General features: G+C 46.0%; 16 protein-coding genes and 1 riboswitch. Of the genes, 14 read left to right on the top strand and 2 right to left on the bottom strand.

Going from position 1 to position 16,953, the window contains the following annotated elements; genetic code table 11:
- The first annotated feature begins 114 nt into the window (after positions 1-114).
- The 6 genes from ACG3M1_RS01880 to ACG3M1_RS01855 all read left to right on the top strand — a co-directional run bounded on the left by ACG3M1_RS01880 (position 115) and on the right by ACG3M1_RS01855 (position 5,501).
- Entirely contained in the window at positions 115-444 is a 330-nt protein-coding gene (locus ACG3M1_RS01880) for a PTS lactose/cellobiose transporter subunit IIA (RefSeq protein ID WP_008818312.1), read from the top strand.
- An 18-nt stretch (positions 445-462) separates the two neighbouring features.
- Positions 463-783 (top strand): PTS sugar transporter subunit IIB, encoded by a 321-nt coding sequence (locus ACG3M1_RS01875; RefSeq protein WP_008818311.1) that lies wholly within the window; start codon positions 463-465, stop codon positions 781-783.
- A gap of 399 nt (positions 784-1,182) precedes the next feature.
- Positions 1,183-2,277, top strand: a complete 1,095-nt coding sequence (locus ACG3M1_RS01870; RefSeq protein ID WP_395814724.1) for a DUF871 domain-containing protein — start codon at positions 1,183-1,185, stop codon at positions 2,275-2,277.
- A gap of 367 nt (positions 2,278-2,644) precedes the next feature.
- Positions 2,645-3,601, top strand: coding sequence for a N(4)-(beta-N-acetylglucosaminyl)-L-asparaginase (locus ACG3M1_RS01865; RefSeq protein ID WP_008818309.1), 957 nt, complete (start codon positions 2,645-2,647; stop codon positions 3,599-3,601).
- A gap of 1 nt (position 3,602) precedes the next feature.
- Entirely contained in the window at positions 3,603-4,712 is a 1,110-nt protein-coding gene (locus tag ACG3M1_RS01860) for a Sapep family Mn(2+)-dependent dipeptidase (protein WP_395814721.1), read from the top strand.
- 45 nt (positions 4,713-4,757) lie between these two features.
- The gene (locus ACG3M1_RS01855) at positions 4,758-5,501 is read left to right on the top strand and encodes a copper homeostasis protein CutC (RefSeq protein WP_009270243.1); all 744 of its coding nucleotides are present in this window, start codon (positions 4,758-4,760) and stop codon (positions 5,499-5,501) included.
- 329 nt (positions 5,502-5,830) lie between these two features.
- Here ACG3M1_RS01855 and ACG3M1_RS01850 read toward each other — a convergent pair whose 3' ends face one another.
- The gene (locus ACG3M1_RS01850; RefSeq protein ID WP_022300160.1) at positions 5,831-6,928 is read right to left on the bottom strand and encodes a M20 metallopeptidase family protein; all 1,098 of its coding nucleotides are present in this window, start codon (positions 6,926-6,928) and stop codon (positions 5,831-5,833) included.
- 140 nt (positions 6,929-7,068) lie between these two features.
- Positions 7,069-7,234: riboswitch (Lysine riboswitch) on the top strand.
- Positions 7,235-7,305: 71 nt separating this feature from the next.
- On the opposite strand from ACG3M1_RS01850, the gene lysA reads away from it, so the two are divergent.
- The 7 genes from lysA to ACG3M1_RS01815 all read left to right on the top strand — a co-directional run bounded on the left by lysA (position 7,306) and on the right by ACG3M1_RS01815 (position 13,583).
- Positions 7,306-8,592: a diaminopimelate decarboxylase gene (gene lysA, locus ACG3M1_RS01845; protein ID WP_021420825.1), complete on the top strand. Its 1,287-nt coding sequence runs from the start codon at positions 7,306-7,308 to the stop codon at positions 8,590-8,592.
- Positions 8,589-9,788, top strand: coding sequence for an aspartate kinase (locus tag ACG3M1_RS01840; RefSeq protein ID WP_008818304.1), 1,200 nt, complete (start codon positions 8,589-8,591; stop codon positions 9,786-9,788). The genes lysA and ACG3M1_RS01840 overlap by 4 nt, the downstream gene beginning before the upstream one ends.
- Entirely contained in the window at positions 9,785-10,606 is an 822-nt protein-coding gene (gene dapF, locus ACG3M1_RS01835; RefSeq protein ID WP_009270241.1) for a diaminopimelate epimerase, read from the top strand. Before ACG3M1_RS01840 ends, dapF begins: the two co-directional genes overlap by 4 nt.
- Entirely contained in the window at positions 10,599-11,480 is an 882-nt protein-coding gene (gene dapA / locus ACG3M1_RS01830) for a 4-hydroxy-tetrahydrodipicolinate synthase (protein ID WP_074747653.1), read from the top strand. The genes dapF and dapA overlap by 8 nt, the downstream gene beginning before the upstream one ends.
- Positions 11,474-12,193 carry a 4-hydroxy-tetrahydrodipicolinate reductase gene (dapB, locus tag ACG3M1_RS01825; protein WP_009270240.1) on the top strand — a complete coding sequence of 240 codons (720 nt, stop codon included), beginning with the start codon at positions 11,474-11,476 and terminating at the stop codon, positions 12,191-12,193. The genes dapA and dapB overlap by 7 nt, the downstream gene beginning before the upstream one ends.
- A 9-nt stretch (positions 12,194-12,202) precedes the next feature.
- Positions 12,203-12,895: a 2,3,4,5-tetrahydropyridine-2,6-dicarboxylate N-acetyltransferase gene (gene dapD, locus ACG3M1_RS01820; protein WP_008818300.1), complete on the top strand. Its 693-nt coding sequence runs from the start codon at positions 12,203-12,205 to the stop codon at positions 12,893-12,895.
- 316 nt (positions 12,896-13,211) lie between these two features.
- On the top strand, positions 13,212-13,583 hold the full coding sequence (locus tag ACG3M1_RS01815) for a hypothetical protein (RefSeq protein ID WP_008818299.1): 372 nt from the start codon (positions 13,212-13,214) through the stop codon (positions 13,581-13,583).
- Here the strand turns inward: ACG3M1_RS01815 and ACG3M1_RS01810 are convergent, their stop codons facing one another.
- Positions 13,584-14,771 (bottom strand): hypothetical protein, encoded by a 1,188-nt coding sequence (locus tag ACG3M1_RS01810; RefSeq protein ID WP_008818298.1) that lies wholly within the window; start codon positions 14,769-14,771, stop codon positions 13,584-13,586.
- Positions 14,772-14,902: 131 nt separating this feature from the next.
- Between ACG3M1_RS01810 and ACG3M1_RS01805 the strand changes: the two genes are divergently transcribed.
- Positions 14,903-16,915 (top strand): maltodextrin glycosyltransferase, encoded by a 2,013-nt coding sequence (locus ACG3M1_RS01805; RefSeq protein WP_100933821.1) that lies wholly within the window; start codon positions 14,903-14,905, stop codon positions 16,913-16,915.
- The last annotated feature ends 38 nt before the right edge of the window (positions 16,916-16,953 follow it).

The raw sequence follows: 16,953 nt of genomic DNA, 5'->3' as shown, positions 1-16,953 counted from the left end.
ACTCCTTCATAATCAATTTCCTAATGATTAGGAAACTGTGTTAAAAGTATTTTTTTCAATGGCTAGTATAATAAAAGTGCGTGATCAAGATCACTTAAGAGGAGGGTATGAGTAATGGAAGGTTTGGAAAAGCAATGCTTTCAAATTATCTCTGCTGTAGGAATGGCTCGCTCCAGCTATATAGAAGCAATACAGGAGGCTAAAAAAGCGAATTTTGAAAGGGCCAGAGAAATGATTGAAGAGGGAGATAAAAGTTTCCTTCAGGGACATGAAGCTCATGCGAAAATGATTCAGCAGGAAGCAGGCGGCGAAAAAGTAGAAACCGGTTTGCTTCTGATCCATGCGGAAGATCAGCTGATGAGTGCGGAAAGCTTTAAAATCATTGCTGACGAAATGATTCAGAATTATGAAAGAATCATAGCGCTTGAAAGCAAGATTAAATAGAGCAGAAAGGAGAACGATATGAAGAAAATTTATCTATTTTGCAGTGCAGGTATGTCTACGAGTATGCTGGCTCAGGAGATGCAGAATGTGGCAGATGCTCACGGCCTTCCCTTAGAAGTAAAGGCATATTCTCATTCTAAAATCGGTGACATTGTCGAACAGCTGCACCCTGATTGTATTTTGCTTGGACCTCAGGTAAAATATCTGTACGAAGAAACAAACAGACGATTCAAAGAAACGGCTCCGGTAGCGGTGATTGATGCTTCCGATTATGGTATGATGAACGGAGAAAGAGTTCTAAAAACAGCAATCAAACTGATTAAATCATTTAAGAAATAAGATAACCCCAAAAGCTGGGCTCTAACTCACTTTCAGATGTTTCTGTTTATAGCTATTCGGCACAAGATTACAATGTAATTTTGTGCCTTTTTATTTGCGATATCGCTTTGCCAGTTGGATATGTAAGAACGAAAAGATGGAAACAGTTTTTCTTTTTCTAATGCTCGTTTTTAGAAAACCGTATATGCGGTAGTCTAGTAGCTTGCGTTATACCGGAAGTATTTTAAAGAAGAGAGTATTTTATACTCAAATTGCTTGACGGATATTGCGCCCGTTTTCTTTTTGAGACTGAGGTGCTGAAGGAATCGCCACTTATTTTATTCCTAGCATTAGGAAACCGTATACGCGATAACCTATGCTGTTTGCATTATAATAAAAGTATTATAAGGAGGGCATTTTATGCACAAATTAGGTATCAGCGTATATCCGGAGCATTCAACACCTGAAAAAGATCAGGCATATATGGAAACAGCTGCCGGATATGGATTTACAAGAATTTTTACATGCTTGTTATCGGTACAAAAAGCAAAGGAAGAAATAATTACGGAGTTTACTGATTTCATGAATCGCGCTCATGCACTCGGCTATGAAATAGCCGTCGATACCAATCCGGATGTTTTCAAACACCTGGGAGCCACACCTTTGGATTTAAAGGTATTTCATGACATGCATGTGGATATCATTCGTCTGGACGGTCACTTTGATGATTTTCTTGATCGGGCAATCACCCATAACGAATACGGCATTAAAATTGAATTTAACGGAAGTATGGATTCCACAATCGACTATCTGCTGAAGCACGGCGCGGACCCGCATAATGTTACTATCTGCCATAATTTTTATCCGGAACGCTACAGTGGAATCGGCTGGAAGCTGTTTATGAATTTGAATGAGAAATGGAAGGGGCTGGGACTTCATACAGCAGCCTTCGTGACCAGCCGTGAACCGAATACCTTTGGTCCATGGCCAGTATCTGCCGGACTTCCAACCGCAGAGATTCACCGTACTAAGCCGATTGATGTGCAGCTGCGCCGTATGCTGGCCTGTGAGCTGATTGATGATATATTGATTGGAAATGCATATGCCAGTGAAGCGGAGTTAAAAGCGATGGCCGCTGTTGATCTATCAAAAACGATAATCCGCATTGAACTGGAAAAGGATATCTGTGCGGCGGAAAAGAAAGCACTGTTTGACTATCCGCATACCGGGCGGCAGGATGCCAGCGACTACTATATCCGCAGCTCTCTTCCGCGTTTCTTTTTCAAAGAAGAAGCAATACCGGAACGGATGAGTGAACAGAGAATGTTCCATCGCGGAGATGTCGTAGTTGTAAATGACAATCTAAAGCATTATCGCGGTGAAATTGAAATTCTGTTAACAGATATAGAAAATGACAGTGAGCGTAATCTCGTTGGTCATATTGCAAATGATGATATGATGATTCTTGATGAAATGGAAAAGCATCCGGAGCATATTTTTGGCTTTATCGAATAAAAAACTCATCCGTCCTTCGTTCCCACTCTGTGTAGTACGGAGGATGAAGCTGCTGGGCAATTACAAGGAACGGTATGCGTAATTCATCAAGGCTATGCGGATATGATCAGCTTTCAACAAGAAATCCTCTCAGATTCATGAGATTTCCGAAAGCATCGTACAGAAATATCTCTGCTTACACACAAAATGCAAGCAGATTCATATACTGCACCTACTGTTTTTTTGAACCGTCCCTTGCTTGATATCCCTTTTGGTGTATACACATACTTCCTAGGCTTTAGGAAATGATCTTAGAAACGATATGCTGAAATGGTATTATAATGAAGGAGAATATGATAGCTGATGAATGCGAAAGGAGAGAATGAATATGTGGGGTATTATAGCAACCTGGAGAATGGCAGCGGAAGGAATCGAAAAAGCTGCCCGAATATTGGAAAATGATGGTATCAGCGGTGATGCTATCGAGACGGCAATTAAAGAGGTAGAGGATTTTCCATACTATAAATCGGTGGGCTACGGCGGTCTGCCGAATGAGGAAATGGAAGTGGAACTGGATGCGGCCTATATGGATGGAACAACCTTTGATATCGGAGCAGTTGCCGCGATTAAGGATTTTGCGAATCCTATCAGTATTGCCCGCCGGTTAAGCAAGGAAAACGTAAACAATCTGCTGGTCGGTGAGGGTGCGGAAAAATTTGCGCACAAAGAGGGCTTTGAACGTAAAAATATGTTGAGCGACCGTGCGAAGATTCATTATAAAAATCGTGTTAAGGATGTGCAGGAGTTGGAAATCAAGCCATACAGCGGACATGACACGGTAGGTATGGTCTGTCTTGACAGTCACGGCGATATGACGGCAGCCACCTCAACCTCCGGCTTATTTATGAAGAAAAAAGGCAGAGTCGGCGATTCCCCGATTTCAGGATCCGGCTTTTATGTGGACAGTAGGACCGGCGGTGCCAGTGCTACAGGACTCGGTGAGGATTTAATGAAGGGGTGTATCTCTTATGAAATCGTTCGATTGATGAAGGAGGGAAAGCACCCGCAGGAGGCTTGTGATATCGCTGTTTCACAGCTCGACCAGGAGCTTACAAAACGGCGTGGCAAGGCGGGCGATATATCGCTCGTCGCTATGAACAGCAAAGGAGAATGGGGCGTTGCCACAAACATCGAGGGATTTTCATTTGCGGTCGCAACGCAGACACAAAAGCCGATTGTATATGTGACAAAAAGAGAACACGGAAAATGCGTACATGAAGAAGCCAGCAGTGAATGGCTGGAGAATTATATGAGTACCCGCATGGCACCATTGATTGAGAAATAGCATGGAAGATAAAATACTGGCGGAGATTGACAAAATCTCAGAGGAAATGATACAGGGAATTTTAGAGGTCGTACGAATAGTTAGCGTCAAGAGTGAGCCGCAAAAGAACGCTCCCTTTGGAAAAGGCGTAAAAAAAGCACTTGATAAAGCCCTGGAACTAGCAGAAGAACTCGGCTTCGAAACTGTAAATGTGGATAATTACGTAGGATATGCCAAATATGGAGAAAGTGAGGACTATATCGGTGTCATGGGACATTTGGATGTCGTTGAAACAGGCGAAGGCTGGACACATCCTCCCTTCAGCGGTTACACGGATGAAAACGGGCGTATCTTTTCCCGCGGTATCCTTGATAATAAGGGACCTGTCTTGAGTTGTTTATATGCTCTCTATGCCTTGAAACGATTGCATATACCATTGTCCAGACAGGTACGCATCATGTTTGGTACGGATGAAGAAAGTGGTTTTGAGGATTTGACATATTATCTTTCAAAAGAAAAACCGCCTGTTATGGGATGGACACCGGATTGTAAATACCCTGTTGTATATGGAGAAAGAGGTCGTGCAAATCTGCAGATTCGTGCTGATCAAGCGCATCTGCGGCAATTCTTTTCATTCGTTACCACGTATTTTCTGGAAAGTGCAGCAAGCGGTAATCGTTTAGGCATTGATTATCACGATGATGAATATGGAGAAATGCAAATGCGCGGGTATGCGCTGCGTACAGAGCAGGAGGATGTCGTATTTCAATTTACTCTCAGTTATCCTGCCTGCTGCAGCATTCAAGACATACAGAAACAAATACGTACCAAGCTTGATTCCTGCTGTACACTGCAGCTGCTTCACAATTATGATCCTGTCCGATTTGAAAAGGACTGTTTCATGGTCAGAGCGTTACAAAGTGCATATGAGCAGGTAAGCGGTCTGGATGGAACACCGGTAACAACAACAGGCGGAACCTATGCAAAGGCGATGCCGAATATCGTCCCATTCGGACCAAGCTTCCCGGGTCAAAAGGGAATCGGACACCAGCCTGATGAATGGATGGATATCAAGGATATTATCATGAATGCAAAAATATATGCATTAAGCTTGTATAAGCTGGCAAAATAAGGCGGCATGCCTTAGAGTCAAAATCAGCTACAGGAGGATACCTATATGAATACTCAAATTGAAATCTGCTGCGGTAGTTACTATGATGCCCGACAGGCAGAAGCCGGAGGTGCAAAGCGCATTGAATTAAACAGTGCATTGCATATGGGCGGCTTAACACCGAGTGTGGCAACACTGCGCTTAATAAAGGAACATACGAAGCTAAGCGTCATGACAATGATACGTCCCCGCGGTGCTGGATTTCATTATCTTTCACAGGATTATGACGTTATGGTAGAGGAAACAAGAGATATGATCAAGAACGGTGCCGATGGAATCGTATTCGGCTGCCTGGACGCATACGGGAATATTGATACAGAGCAGAGTGGGCATATTACTGCACTGGCAAAAGTGAACCATAAGCAAGTGGTATTCCATCGCGCTTTCGACTATGTGAAAGATCCATTCAAAGCAATAGAAACCCTGATCAATATGGGAGTAGACCGCGTGCTTACGAGCGGTACTTACCCCACGGCATTTGAGGGAAAGGAAATCATACGGCAATTACAGGAGCGTTATGGCGATCGAATCGAAATACTCGCCGGATGCGGTATAGATGCCATGAATGCAAAGGAGCTCATAGCCTATACAGGAGTAAAACAGATTCACTCCTCCTGCAAAGACTGGCTGCGGGATGAAACAACATGTGGCGAGCGTGTTACTTACAGCTATGGACCGCAGGGTCATAAAAGCGATTATGAGGTTGTAAACAGTAAAAAAGTCGAGCATTTAATCTGGAGCGTTCGATAGCCATCCGCTGAATAACGGAAAATCAGTTTTCCTTGTTTTATAGCTTCATAAAGAAAAGAAGTTCCTCATTCTATTGTTTATAGATGCGGAGCTTCCTTTTTACGTATCCGATGTTCACTCTATATATCTGAAATAAAGGATATCTGACGTATTATGAGGATAAAGCCATTCTCTGAAATACGTAGATTTTAACTGACACAGTGCTCTTTATCACCTTTACAGCTGCTTCCTCTGTTTGCTGATGAAAGAAAATCGTTAACAGTTTTCAATCACAGCTACAATACCTCTTTCCTTCTATGCTGTAGGAATACCTGATAGCTGTATCCGCTTTATTCCATCCTGCTCAGCTTACAGTATTCTTTAACCCCTGCTTCCAGTACCTCTTCATCGAAGTCAAAATTGTGAGCATGCAGGGCAATCCCGGTACCTGTTCCAAGAAAGAAAAACACACCCGGCACCCTTCGCTGATAATGGGCAAAATCCTCGGAAATCATTTCAGGCTTCTCCAGCAGCACGATATTCGGATCCAGCTTCAGCACCTGATCCACAAGGGCAGCGTCATTCATGACTGCAGGATAGCCGGTATTGATATCAAAAGAGAACACTGCCCCCTGTTCTTCATACGGCTTCGCCAGCTCCAGCATACGCTTTTTCATATACTGATAGGTTTCATCCTGAAAGGCACGAAGGGTTCCTTCCATACGGGCAGCATTCGAAACAACATTGCGAACCGTACCGCTCTTCAGTAAACCAAAGCGCAGTAAACGATAGGTTTCCGCTGACAGCTCCTCCTGTTCCATCGTATATACATCCAGCAGATAGCGCGCCGCAATCTCCATCGCATCAATACCTTCCTGATACTTTGCCGCATGTGCGCTTTTTCCGGTAATATCGATATTCACCTCACTGGAGCGTGCCATAAATTCGTTTCTGCGTGTGGCAATCACACCCTTGTCCAGCATTGGCCATACATGAAAACCGAAAATCCGTTTGATATGATACTGTTCAAAGATACCGCTTTTGCACATCGGCTCCGCTCCGCCCGGTGTTTCCTCTCCCGGCTGAAAAATCAATACCACGTTGTGTGGAAGCTCTTTATAATACGCAGACAGCTGGTGTGCGAACTCCAGCAGCATTGCCATGTGACCGTCATGTCCGCAGGCGTGCATGCATCCTGTGTGTCTGGAAGCAAACGCTCTGCCGGTAGCTTCTGTTACCGGTAATGCATCCATATCACTGCGAAAGGCGATGCTTTCCTTTCTTCCTGCGTCAAAAAAAGCCACAACACTGCTTGGAATCGGTGAGCTTAACGAACAGGGAAGATCCCTGAGCGCCTCTTGCAGATAGCGTTGTGTTTTCGGCAGCTCCAGCTCCAGCTCCGGTATCTGATGCAGGTCCCTGCGATATTTCTGTATTCTCTCTAACATATCCTTCATCCTCCCTGCTCTATGTTATGTTTATTATATAGGAAACCATCCCTCATGTAAATATTTTCATTTTATGAAATTTATACATTTAATTTTCATAAAACGGTTGTAATTTACCTTGAATAGTGATATGATACAGAAAAATAGATAGAGGCGCGGGAGCGACTACATCAGCTGGAGTCGGCAGACACCTGACAGCTGGTTTCAGCAATTCCGCCGAACTGCAGCCTTAGGCATAGGGTTGTGGTGGGCTTATGGAGAAGATCCATAAGACTGTCTACCATCAGTAGATGTGCTATCATTATTGTCATAAGGTGAACTACAATGTCAGTAAGGGTACGCGTCCCCTGCTGGCATTTTTTAATGAGGTGATGGAAATGAGTAAAAAAGTGTTGGAAATATCCGGAGTTTCCGTAGAACAGCTGGCGAATGCCTGCGGTACTCCGCTATATGTGTATGATGAGAACAAAATCACACAGAAAATGAGCCAGTTTCACGAGCTGTTTCAAAGTGAGAATTTTGATACCGAGGTTCTGTATGCATCCAAGGCGTTCTCCTGTAAGGCAATCGTTCAGATGGCGGCAATCCACGGTCTGTGTCTGGATGTTGTCAGCGGCGGTGAGTTATATACCGCCATGCAGTCCGGCTTCCCAATGGAAAAGATCTACTTTCACGGCAATAATAAAACATGGGATGAGCTGATTATGGCACTGGAAGCTGGCGTCGGGTGCATCGTTGTCGATAATGCCATGGAATGCGAGCTGCTGGTAAAAGCGGCACAGCGTGTCGGCACCACCGTTCGTACACTGATTCGCGTGAATCCGGGCGTTGAGGCACATACCCATAAATATATTGTAACGGCACATCTGGACAGCAAGTTCGGTATCTCCATCAGTCGTATGGAGGATATCCGCGATATGATTCAGACACTGACGAGTATTCCCAATATTGCCTTTGAAGGCTTCCACTCCCATATCGGATCTCAGATTTTTGATAAGGATGCCTATGTGGCGGAAATTCAGACACTGATGAAATTCGTGGACGATATGCAAAAGGCATACGGCATCACCACGAAAGCATTAAATCTGGGAGGCGGCTTTGCGGCTTACTATACGAGTGAGGATCACCCGATTCCGCTTCAGGAAGTGTGCCAGACAATTCTGGATACCTGCAAATGGGAGCGTGACCGTTATCAGCTGCCGTTGGAAAAACTGATGATTGAACCGGGACGAAGCATTGTTGCGGAGGCAGGCTCCACCTTGTACCGCATCGGGTATCAGAAGCAGACGGAAAACAAAAAGTATATTTTTGTGGATGGCGGTATGTCGGACAATATCCGTCCGGCATTGTATCAGGCAGCCTATGCATGTGATATTGCGAACCGTATGGACGAGGAAAAAAGTGAAACGGTGACCGTTGCCGGAAAATGCTGTGAGTCCGGAGATATTCTGGTGGAAAACGTCCGGCTGCCGCGCGCACAGACAAACGATCTGTTAATCTTGTATACAACCGGTGCCTACGGCTACAGTATGGCAAGCAATTACAACCGTCTGGGCAGACCTGCTGTTGTGTTTGTAAAGGATGGTAAGGTGCGCTTTGTGGTAAAACGTGAAACATATGAGGATATGTGCAAGCTGGAATGTGATGAGGAAATCAAGGTATGAATGTTGTAGAGAAGTATGGAGGAACAAGCGTCGGTACGATTGCACAGATTAAAGCAGTCGCAGCACATGCGGCGAAGCTGAAGGCACAGGGGGATCAGGTGGTCATTGTGGCAAGTGCCATGGGAAAGACAACCAACAAGCTGATTGCCATGGCAAAGGAAATTGGTGAACATGTCAATGAGCGGGAGCTGGATTCCCTGCTTTCCACCGGTGAGCAGAGAACCATCACCCTGCTTGCAATGGCCATTGATGCGCTGGGCGTACCGGCGGTATCCCTGACCGGATACCAGTGCGGTTTCATAACAAGCGATCACCATTCCCATGCCCGCATCATGGATATTGACATTACGCGGCTGAAGCAGCATCTGGAGGATGACAAGGTTGTCGTGGTTGCGGGCTTTCAGGGAGCGAACGAGGTCGGTGACATCACGACACTGGGGCGCGGAGGAAGCGATACCACCGCCGTTGCACTTGCGGCCAAGCTGGGCTGGGAGTGCCATATCTTTACCGATGTCAACGGCGTGTATACCATTGACCCCAGAATGTACCCGCATGCGAAACGTTTGCACGAAATCACATATAATGAAATGATGCAGATGGCGTGTCTCGGTGCCGGGGTACTGGAAACAAGAAGCGTCGAGCTTGCCAGCAAGTACGGTGTCCGTCTGTATCTGGGAAGGGCACTGGAAGAGAATTTAGACAAAGGAACGTATATTATGGAAAAAACGAAGCATCTCGAAGATATGCCGATTACAGGAATCAGCATCAAGGAAGATTATGCAATTATGAGGGTAAACGATCTGCCCAATGACGGAAAATTTCTGAACTCGCTGTTTGCGATGATATCACAGCTGGATATCAATCTGGATACCATATCCCAGCAGCTAACCCATGACGGCAAGGTCAATTTTGCCTTTTACTGTAATAAACAGCAGTCGGATGTGATACTGAAAAATATTGATAAGCTGCATTCCCGCTACCCGATCTCCCGTCTGCTTGGGTTTGTGAAGCTGTCGATTGTCGGCGTCGGTATCTCCACACACAGTGGTATTGCCGCAAAGGTTCTGACGACACTCAGCGATCACAATATCCGCTATTACCAGATCACCTCCAGTGAGATTTCCATCTCCCTGACGATCGAGGAAAAGGATAAGCTGAAGGCAGTTGAGGTGCTTGGAAAGGCCTTTGACCTATGATTCCGGTAACCAAATATCACGGCTGTGGAAATGATTTTATCATTACCGACTGGGAGCTGTTAAAGCATAAGAATATTGAAGATTTTGTCAAACATGTCTGTGACCGGCATACGGGAATCGGTGCAGACGGCTGCATTCTGGTGAAGCAGAAGCCGCTGGAGATGGTATTCTACAATGCGGACGGCTCCCGCGCACCAATGTGCGGAAACGGAATTCGCTGCTTTGCGAAATACTGTTATGATGAGGGAATTGAAACCGCAGAGGAATATGATGTGGAAACACTGGCGGGGGTCAAGCATGTGACACGGGTGTCTCTGGATCCGTTTCAGGTCCGTATTGATATGGGGACCTGGGATGACGAACCCAAAAGCATTCAGGTGGACGCGCTGAAGGAGCCTGTCATGGGATATGAGCTGCCTGTCGGTGATAAAAGCGTAACGGTCTACAGCTTCTTTATGTCCACCGTGCATACTGTTGTGTTTGTATCCGATGCCTTTGCCTTTGATTATAATGAGATCGGGCATGCAATCTGTCACCATACCCTGTACAGAGAACAGACAAATGTCAACTTTGTGCAAATCGTGGATGCGCATACCCTGCAGATGGTAACGTATGAGCGGGGTGTCGGTATGACGCTGGCATGTGGAACCGGTGCCTGTGCCGCAGCACGCATCGCCCACGAGAAAAAGGGCTGTGCCGCAAATCTGAAAATTATATTAAAGCGTGGAGAGCTGCATATTGATATCGATGATCAGCAGCACGTCCACATGTTTGGTCCTGCCGAAAGGATCCTGAAAGGAGAAGTTGCATATGTTTAATGTTAAAGGAAGTATTGTCGCTCTGGTAACTCCGTTTCATGAGGATGGAAGTGTGAATTTTGATAAGCTGAAGGAAATTCTGGAATGGCATGTGGAAAACGGAACGGATGGTATTCTGGTTCTGGGTACAACCGGTGAATCCAGCACCATGACGCACGAAGAGGATGATGCGGTCGTGGAATGCACCCTGCAGACAATCAAAGGAAGAATCCCTGTAATTGTCGGCAGCGGCTCCAACTGTACGGAAACTGCCGTCGATAAGAGCAAGAAATATGCCGCTATGGGAGCCGATGCACTGCTTGTGATTTCTCCCTACTACAACAAGGCAAATGCACAGGGGATGATTGCCCATTTTACTGCCGTGGCGGATGCTGTGGACAAACCGATCATTCTCTATAATGTGCCGGGCAGAACCGGATGCAGTATCAGCGAGGAAGCAGTCAAAGTGTTAAGCAAACACCCTAACATCTGCGGTATCAAGGAAGCAAGCGGAAACATCGCGTATGCCGCAGGCATTGCACGGTATCTGAGTGATGATTTCGTTATGTTTAGTGGAAATGATGATATGGTCATTCCTCTGTTATCGCTTGGTGGCAGCGGCGTCATTTCCGTATGGGCAAATATCATGCCGAAGGAAGTACATGAAATGGTGCACAATTACCTGAACGGGAATACAGAGGCGGCGCTAGCGACACAGTTACACTATCTTGATCTGATTCATGCCCTGTTTATCGAGGTCAATCCAATCCCTGTCAAGGAAGCCCTGAACATGATGGGCAAGGCTGTCGGCGGATACCGTCTTCCGTTATGTGAAATGGAGGAAACACACCGCAAAGCACTGTTACATGAAATGAAAGAGGCCGGTCTATGTTAAATGTACTTGTTGCAGGCTATGGGAAAATGGGTAAAATGATTGTGGAAACCATTGAGCAGAGCGACGATATGAAGGTCGTTATGATTGCCGACGGTACCAATCATCCGGATGTATCCACCCTGCAGGAGCATGTGAATATCATCATTGACTTTTCTCATCCGGACAATCTGACCTGGATCAAGCCGTTTGTACTGGAGCATGCATGTGCCTATATCTGCGGCACCACCGGGCATAATGATATTCAGAAGCGCCAGGTGGAAGAGCTGAGCAGTGTGGCACCGGTTGTATTTCAGGCAAATTTCTCTCTTGGAATCGCAGTTTTTCAGGAGGTTCTGCAAATGATTACACCGATGCTGGAGGAAAGCTTTGATATGGAGGTTGTGGAAAAGCACCATAACCAGAAGCAGGACGCGCCAAGCGGTACCGCCAAAATGCTGGTAGCTGCCATGAACAGGGAGCATACATACCGGGAGGTACACGGAAGGAACGGTTTTGTAGGGAAACGACAGAAGGAAATCGGTATACACGCCGTGCGCGGCGGCACAGTTGCAGGGGAGCATGATGTTTACTTTTTCGGAGATGATGAAATCTTCGAAATCAAGCACACTGCCAACAGCCGTAAAATTTTTGTGAATGGGGCATTGCGCGCTGCACGCTTTGCCGTTACACAGAAGCCGGGTATGTATACCATGAAGGATATTCTGTTCGCATAAGGAGGAGCCATGGACGCAAAGGAAATTATCGCATTTATACAAAACGCAGAAAAAAAGACACCGGTAAAGGTGTATCTGAAGGAAAAAAAGCCGGTTGCTTTTCCGGACTGTAAGGTATTCGGGATCGACAGCAGGGTCATATTCGGTGACTGGAAGGTCATTGAGCCAATCCTGAAGGAGAATGCGGAAAGCATTGAGGATATGGTTGTGGAAAACGACTGCCGCAATTCCGCTGTGCCGCTGCTGGATAAAAAATATATCAATGCACGGATCGAGCCAGGGGCAGTCATTCGAGATCAGGTGGAAATCGGTGACAATGCCGTTATCATGATGGGTGCTATTATCAATATCGGCGCTATCATCGGAGAAGGTACCATGATTGATATGGGCGCTGTTCTGGGCGGCAGAGCGACCGTTGGAAAGCATTGTCACATCGGTGCAGGAGCCGTTCTTGCGGGGGTTATCGAACCGGCAAGTGCAACTCCTGTCATTGTGGAGGATGATGTATTGATCGGTGCGAATGCCGTAGTGATCGAGGGAGTGCATATTGGAAAAAATGCCGTGGTTGCGGCAGGTGCTGTGGTCATTGAGGATGTTCCTGCCAACAGTGTGGTCGCAGGATGCCCGGCTCGCGTCATCAAGGAAAAGGATGCAAAAGCCACAGAGAAAACCGAGCTGGTTGACGCATTGCGCAGTTTGTAGAATCTAAATGAGAAAAGCGGATCGAAGCATGACCCGTTTTTTTCAGCTGTTCGTGGCATCCGGTCAATATCCCTTCGTATAGGCAGCACAGCTTAGATACAACAACGCTGATTCTATTTGAATACATGCATCACAAAACTCTATTAAGCATTATCATAAATAAATTACTTGTGAAAACAGTACATCCGATAATACGCTTTGCACAATGAAAGGTCTCAGTGGAATGACTCCCATCAGTGTATCTGCAAGATGCTGTCTGAGCATAGATACCCTGCTGGAACTGTGTTATAATAATCGGGTAATCCGGAGGTATGTTATGAAACGTTCATTATCCTGGCTGGAGCTGTTGTGGTATCTGCCGCTATATATCATCAGTGTATATTACCACCTTAATTCCGTCATGGTTTTAGTCATCGTGGCTGTGGGGTATACCGTATCGCATTATCATAAATATACAAGCAGTGCGGAGTATCGCGAGCACTATAAAAAATCCTTCCTGTTTGTTCATACAAAGGATACCTATGCCACCCTTCAAATCAGCTGTATCTGGGGGATTTTGTTTTCTGTGGTATGCTGTGTCTATTTCTTTCTGCACGATACCACAGCCGGTATCTACAGTCTGATTCCTGCCGTTTTGCCGCTGATCCTGCTTCTGTATATCCGCAAAGCAAACAAAAAAACACACTGATTACTGTGTCAGTATCCAGTGTGTAATATCCTGATGAATGGCTTTCTGTACGTGAGAGTCATTTTCTTTTGTATACAGGCTGTTTTGAAGCAGGGAAAGCAGATTACTGTTCTTGTACAGATCCAGCAATGTAATCGACGATTTTTCCTTTATATAAGAAGTATTTCGCAGCTGCGAATCGTTCATTGCACACAAAATCTGCTTCACATAGGCATCATAGATTCCAAGCTTTTCCACATCCTCTCGCTGTACCAGCGGACGCAGATTATTCTCCAGCAAGGTGTTTATGCCCTCCTGTGAGCGTACCAGCTGTAAAAAGGCAAAGACAGCATTGGGATAGCGTGTCTTCTGACTGGCCGTAAAGCCGTATACATCCAGCATGGGACGAAGGGATGTATCGTCATAGGACGGCATCGCCGTAAACTGGAGATGCATATCTGCATATGCCGTTGAGCTGTCAAAGTTTGTATCGTTCATAATGAGGCCACTCACATAGCGTCCGTCCTCATAAAAGGCTTCATCATCCAGTGTATCATCATGCAGATCCAAAGCCGTATGGAAGCTGCGGTATCGGTGCAGCCGTTCTTTAAATAACGACGATTGTACAACGGTTTTCATCGATACTGCCGCATCCTCCTCATCCTCACGGTCAAAGAAAAACGGTATGGTATAAGCAAGCGTGCGATTCTGATAATATACATCCTTTTTTCCTGCAAGGCTTTTGAAATCATCAAAATCACCCGCTGTCAGTCCCCGCTGCTTCGCGGTATATGTATTATAAACAAAGACCAGTCCTTTTCCGCTCACAGGAAAGAAGCTGTCCTTTATAGCTGTTCGCTCAAGCTGGGCGGGCCAGGGATATTCCAGATGCTGCTTAATACCGGTAAGCGGATAAGCATGGGCTGTTTCATTCCATGCATCCGTATCCTTGCCCCACACCAGATCATGAGTTTGCAGGGATTTATCCTCCTGTGAAAAATGCAGTGCATTGCGATATGCGGGATAGGTCTTATTCCAGAGTGCTTCCAGAGCACAGGACAAGCCCTCATCCGGCAGATAAATATCCAGCTGCGCTCCCTGTTCAATTTCATAGCGGTCCTCCTTCATATGGATATCCGCAGGCTGTGAAGCAGCGCCACTGCAGCCCTGCATCAGCAGCACCGGTATGCACAATAAAAGCTTCTTCATATGCATCCTCCTCGTGATGCAAGTATAAAAATAATACACTGAAAAAAGTGTCGAAATCGCTTTCTTTTCTCAATTAACGATTGACATTTTTCGCCACGTATAGAATACTATACGTATAAGGGGGTTTTCACATGAATTATTTAAAACGCTTATATGAGGAGCTGGAAAAGCAGTGCAGAAGCCATGCAAAGGAAATTTACAATTATGCAATTCCACAGTCCTGGAATCTGTATGGATACCGTCCGGCCAAGAGCATTCGCAGCAGAGAGCTGCTTGTACATCCGTATGAATTTTATCTTTTCACCCTGCGCAATATCCTGAAGGATGCGGATGGAAACTGGAAACAGCCGCAGCTTACGAAAGAGAAACCCTCTGATAAAAGAGACTGGCTAAAGCATGCCAGTGTGTATTCTCTCATGGTTCGCACAGCAACCGCCTGGGATCATGATCGCGACGACCGTCTGGTGAGTGACAATCTTTACCATCTCAACGATAACGGAACCTTTCTGAAAAGCATCCTGCTGCTTCCTCTGTTGAAGCGCATGGGCGTCAACACTCTGCTGCTGCATCAGATTTTTCCGCTTTGCAAAACGCAGAATGCGCATGATTATCCGGTCAAGGAGGCCGTCACAGACTTTCGCAGCATTGATCCGCTGCTGCAGGACAAGCTGGTCAAAAAGCTGGATGCCAAAGAACAATGCGCTGCCTTTCTGGAGGCCTGTCACCTGCTGGGATTCCGTGTGATTCTGGAATACTGTCCCGGCAAGCTGGCAAGAGAGAACAGCTATTATAAGGAACATCCGGAATGGTTTTTCTGGTTTGACAGCAATCAGCAAAACGCTTATCACCCGCCGCGCTGCAATGCACTGCCCCAGAATACCCTTCCCTTCACCTATGCCCTGAAGGATTTTTACCGAAGTGAGGATGTGCAGCAGCATATTGCCCTATTTCAGGAGGCTCCCGACGGTTTGCATGAGTTTGAAAGCTTAAGAGAAATCGAGCTGGACCTGCATACAACAATTGCCCCATCCATGGTGGATCAGATCAATGCCGCTATCCCTGCCGAGCAGGATACGACCATATGGCGCATGTATGAGGATATTCACGCTCAGGTCCCCAGGGATATCAGAGCACAGGCCAAGCCATACCTGATGCAGGATATCATCCGCTATGACCTCCATCCGGCGAGAAAGCCGATGACAGCGCTGTGGGATTACCTGTGTGAAAATATCTGCTGGTATCAGCAGGAGCTTGGTATAGACGGCATCTTTCTGGAAAAGCCGTATCTGCTTCCGGAAAAGCTGCAAAGGGCTATGGCCAAAGCAGCAAGAAAGCAGAGGAAATCCTTTGTCATGATTGCCGAGGATACGGTGAGTGACAACAGTCCGTTATGGCTGAGTAAAGGCTATGATGCCATATCCGGCAGCGGAGCCTATGAAGAAAGTGATGTATGGAATTTTAAATTTCACAGCTTCAGCTATCGGCTGAAGGGAAATGCCTGTTTGATGTTTGCGGCCTGTGAGTCCTATGATTCCCGCCGTATCGCCAGTGTGGAGGGTAATACCGCTGCGATTATGCTGACGGTGATGAATCAGTTTCTGCCAAATGGAATTCCGTTTATGATGAATGGTGTGGAGTCCTTTGAGGTGCAGCCGATGCAGCTGAGTGAATACGGCGATTCCAAATATCTGAACGCATTGCCTAAAGAAGATCCCCGGCATCGCAGACAGGCATATCTGGATGAATATTGGTTTGATTACCGCAATCCGAATCTTCCGGTGCTTCCTGCCTTGCTTGAGAAGACAAGCGCTATCCGGAAAGCCTATGAAGAAGCTGTTACGGATCCGAATGCCTGTATTCCCGTATGGTTTGACTCTCCAAGAGATTACGGTATTGGATTTACATACATAATGGAAGACAGGGCATTGCTTGTTGTATGCAATACCAACGTGCATGACAGTGTACTGTTGCACATACATACGGAAAACATGATCTGCGAGCTGCCGTTTACCCTGGCCTCCCTGCAACAGATTTTTTCTACAAAAGACCCGTTTACTCATGATATCATGATGGACAGCTTCCAGAATATACCACTGGAATTTGATCCGGGAGAGGTAAAGTTTATAGAATTAAAGCCGGAATGACTGGAAACGTTTGTTTCTTCAAACCGGCTTTTCTTTCG

The organism is Clostridium sp. 10cd*, assembly GCF_044336395.1.
GTDB lineage: Bacteria > Bacillota_I > Bacilli_A > Erysipelotrichales > Erysipelotrichaceae > Clostridium_AQ > Clostridium_AQ innocuum.
Note: the sequence above shows the minus strand (reverse complement) of the source record. Positions and strands in the feature narration are given on the sequence as shown.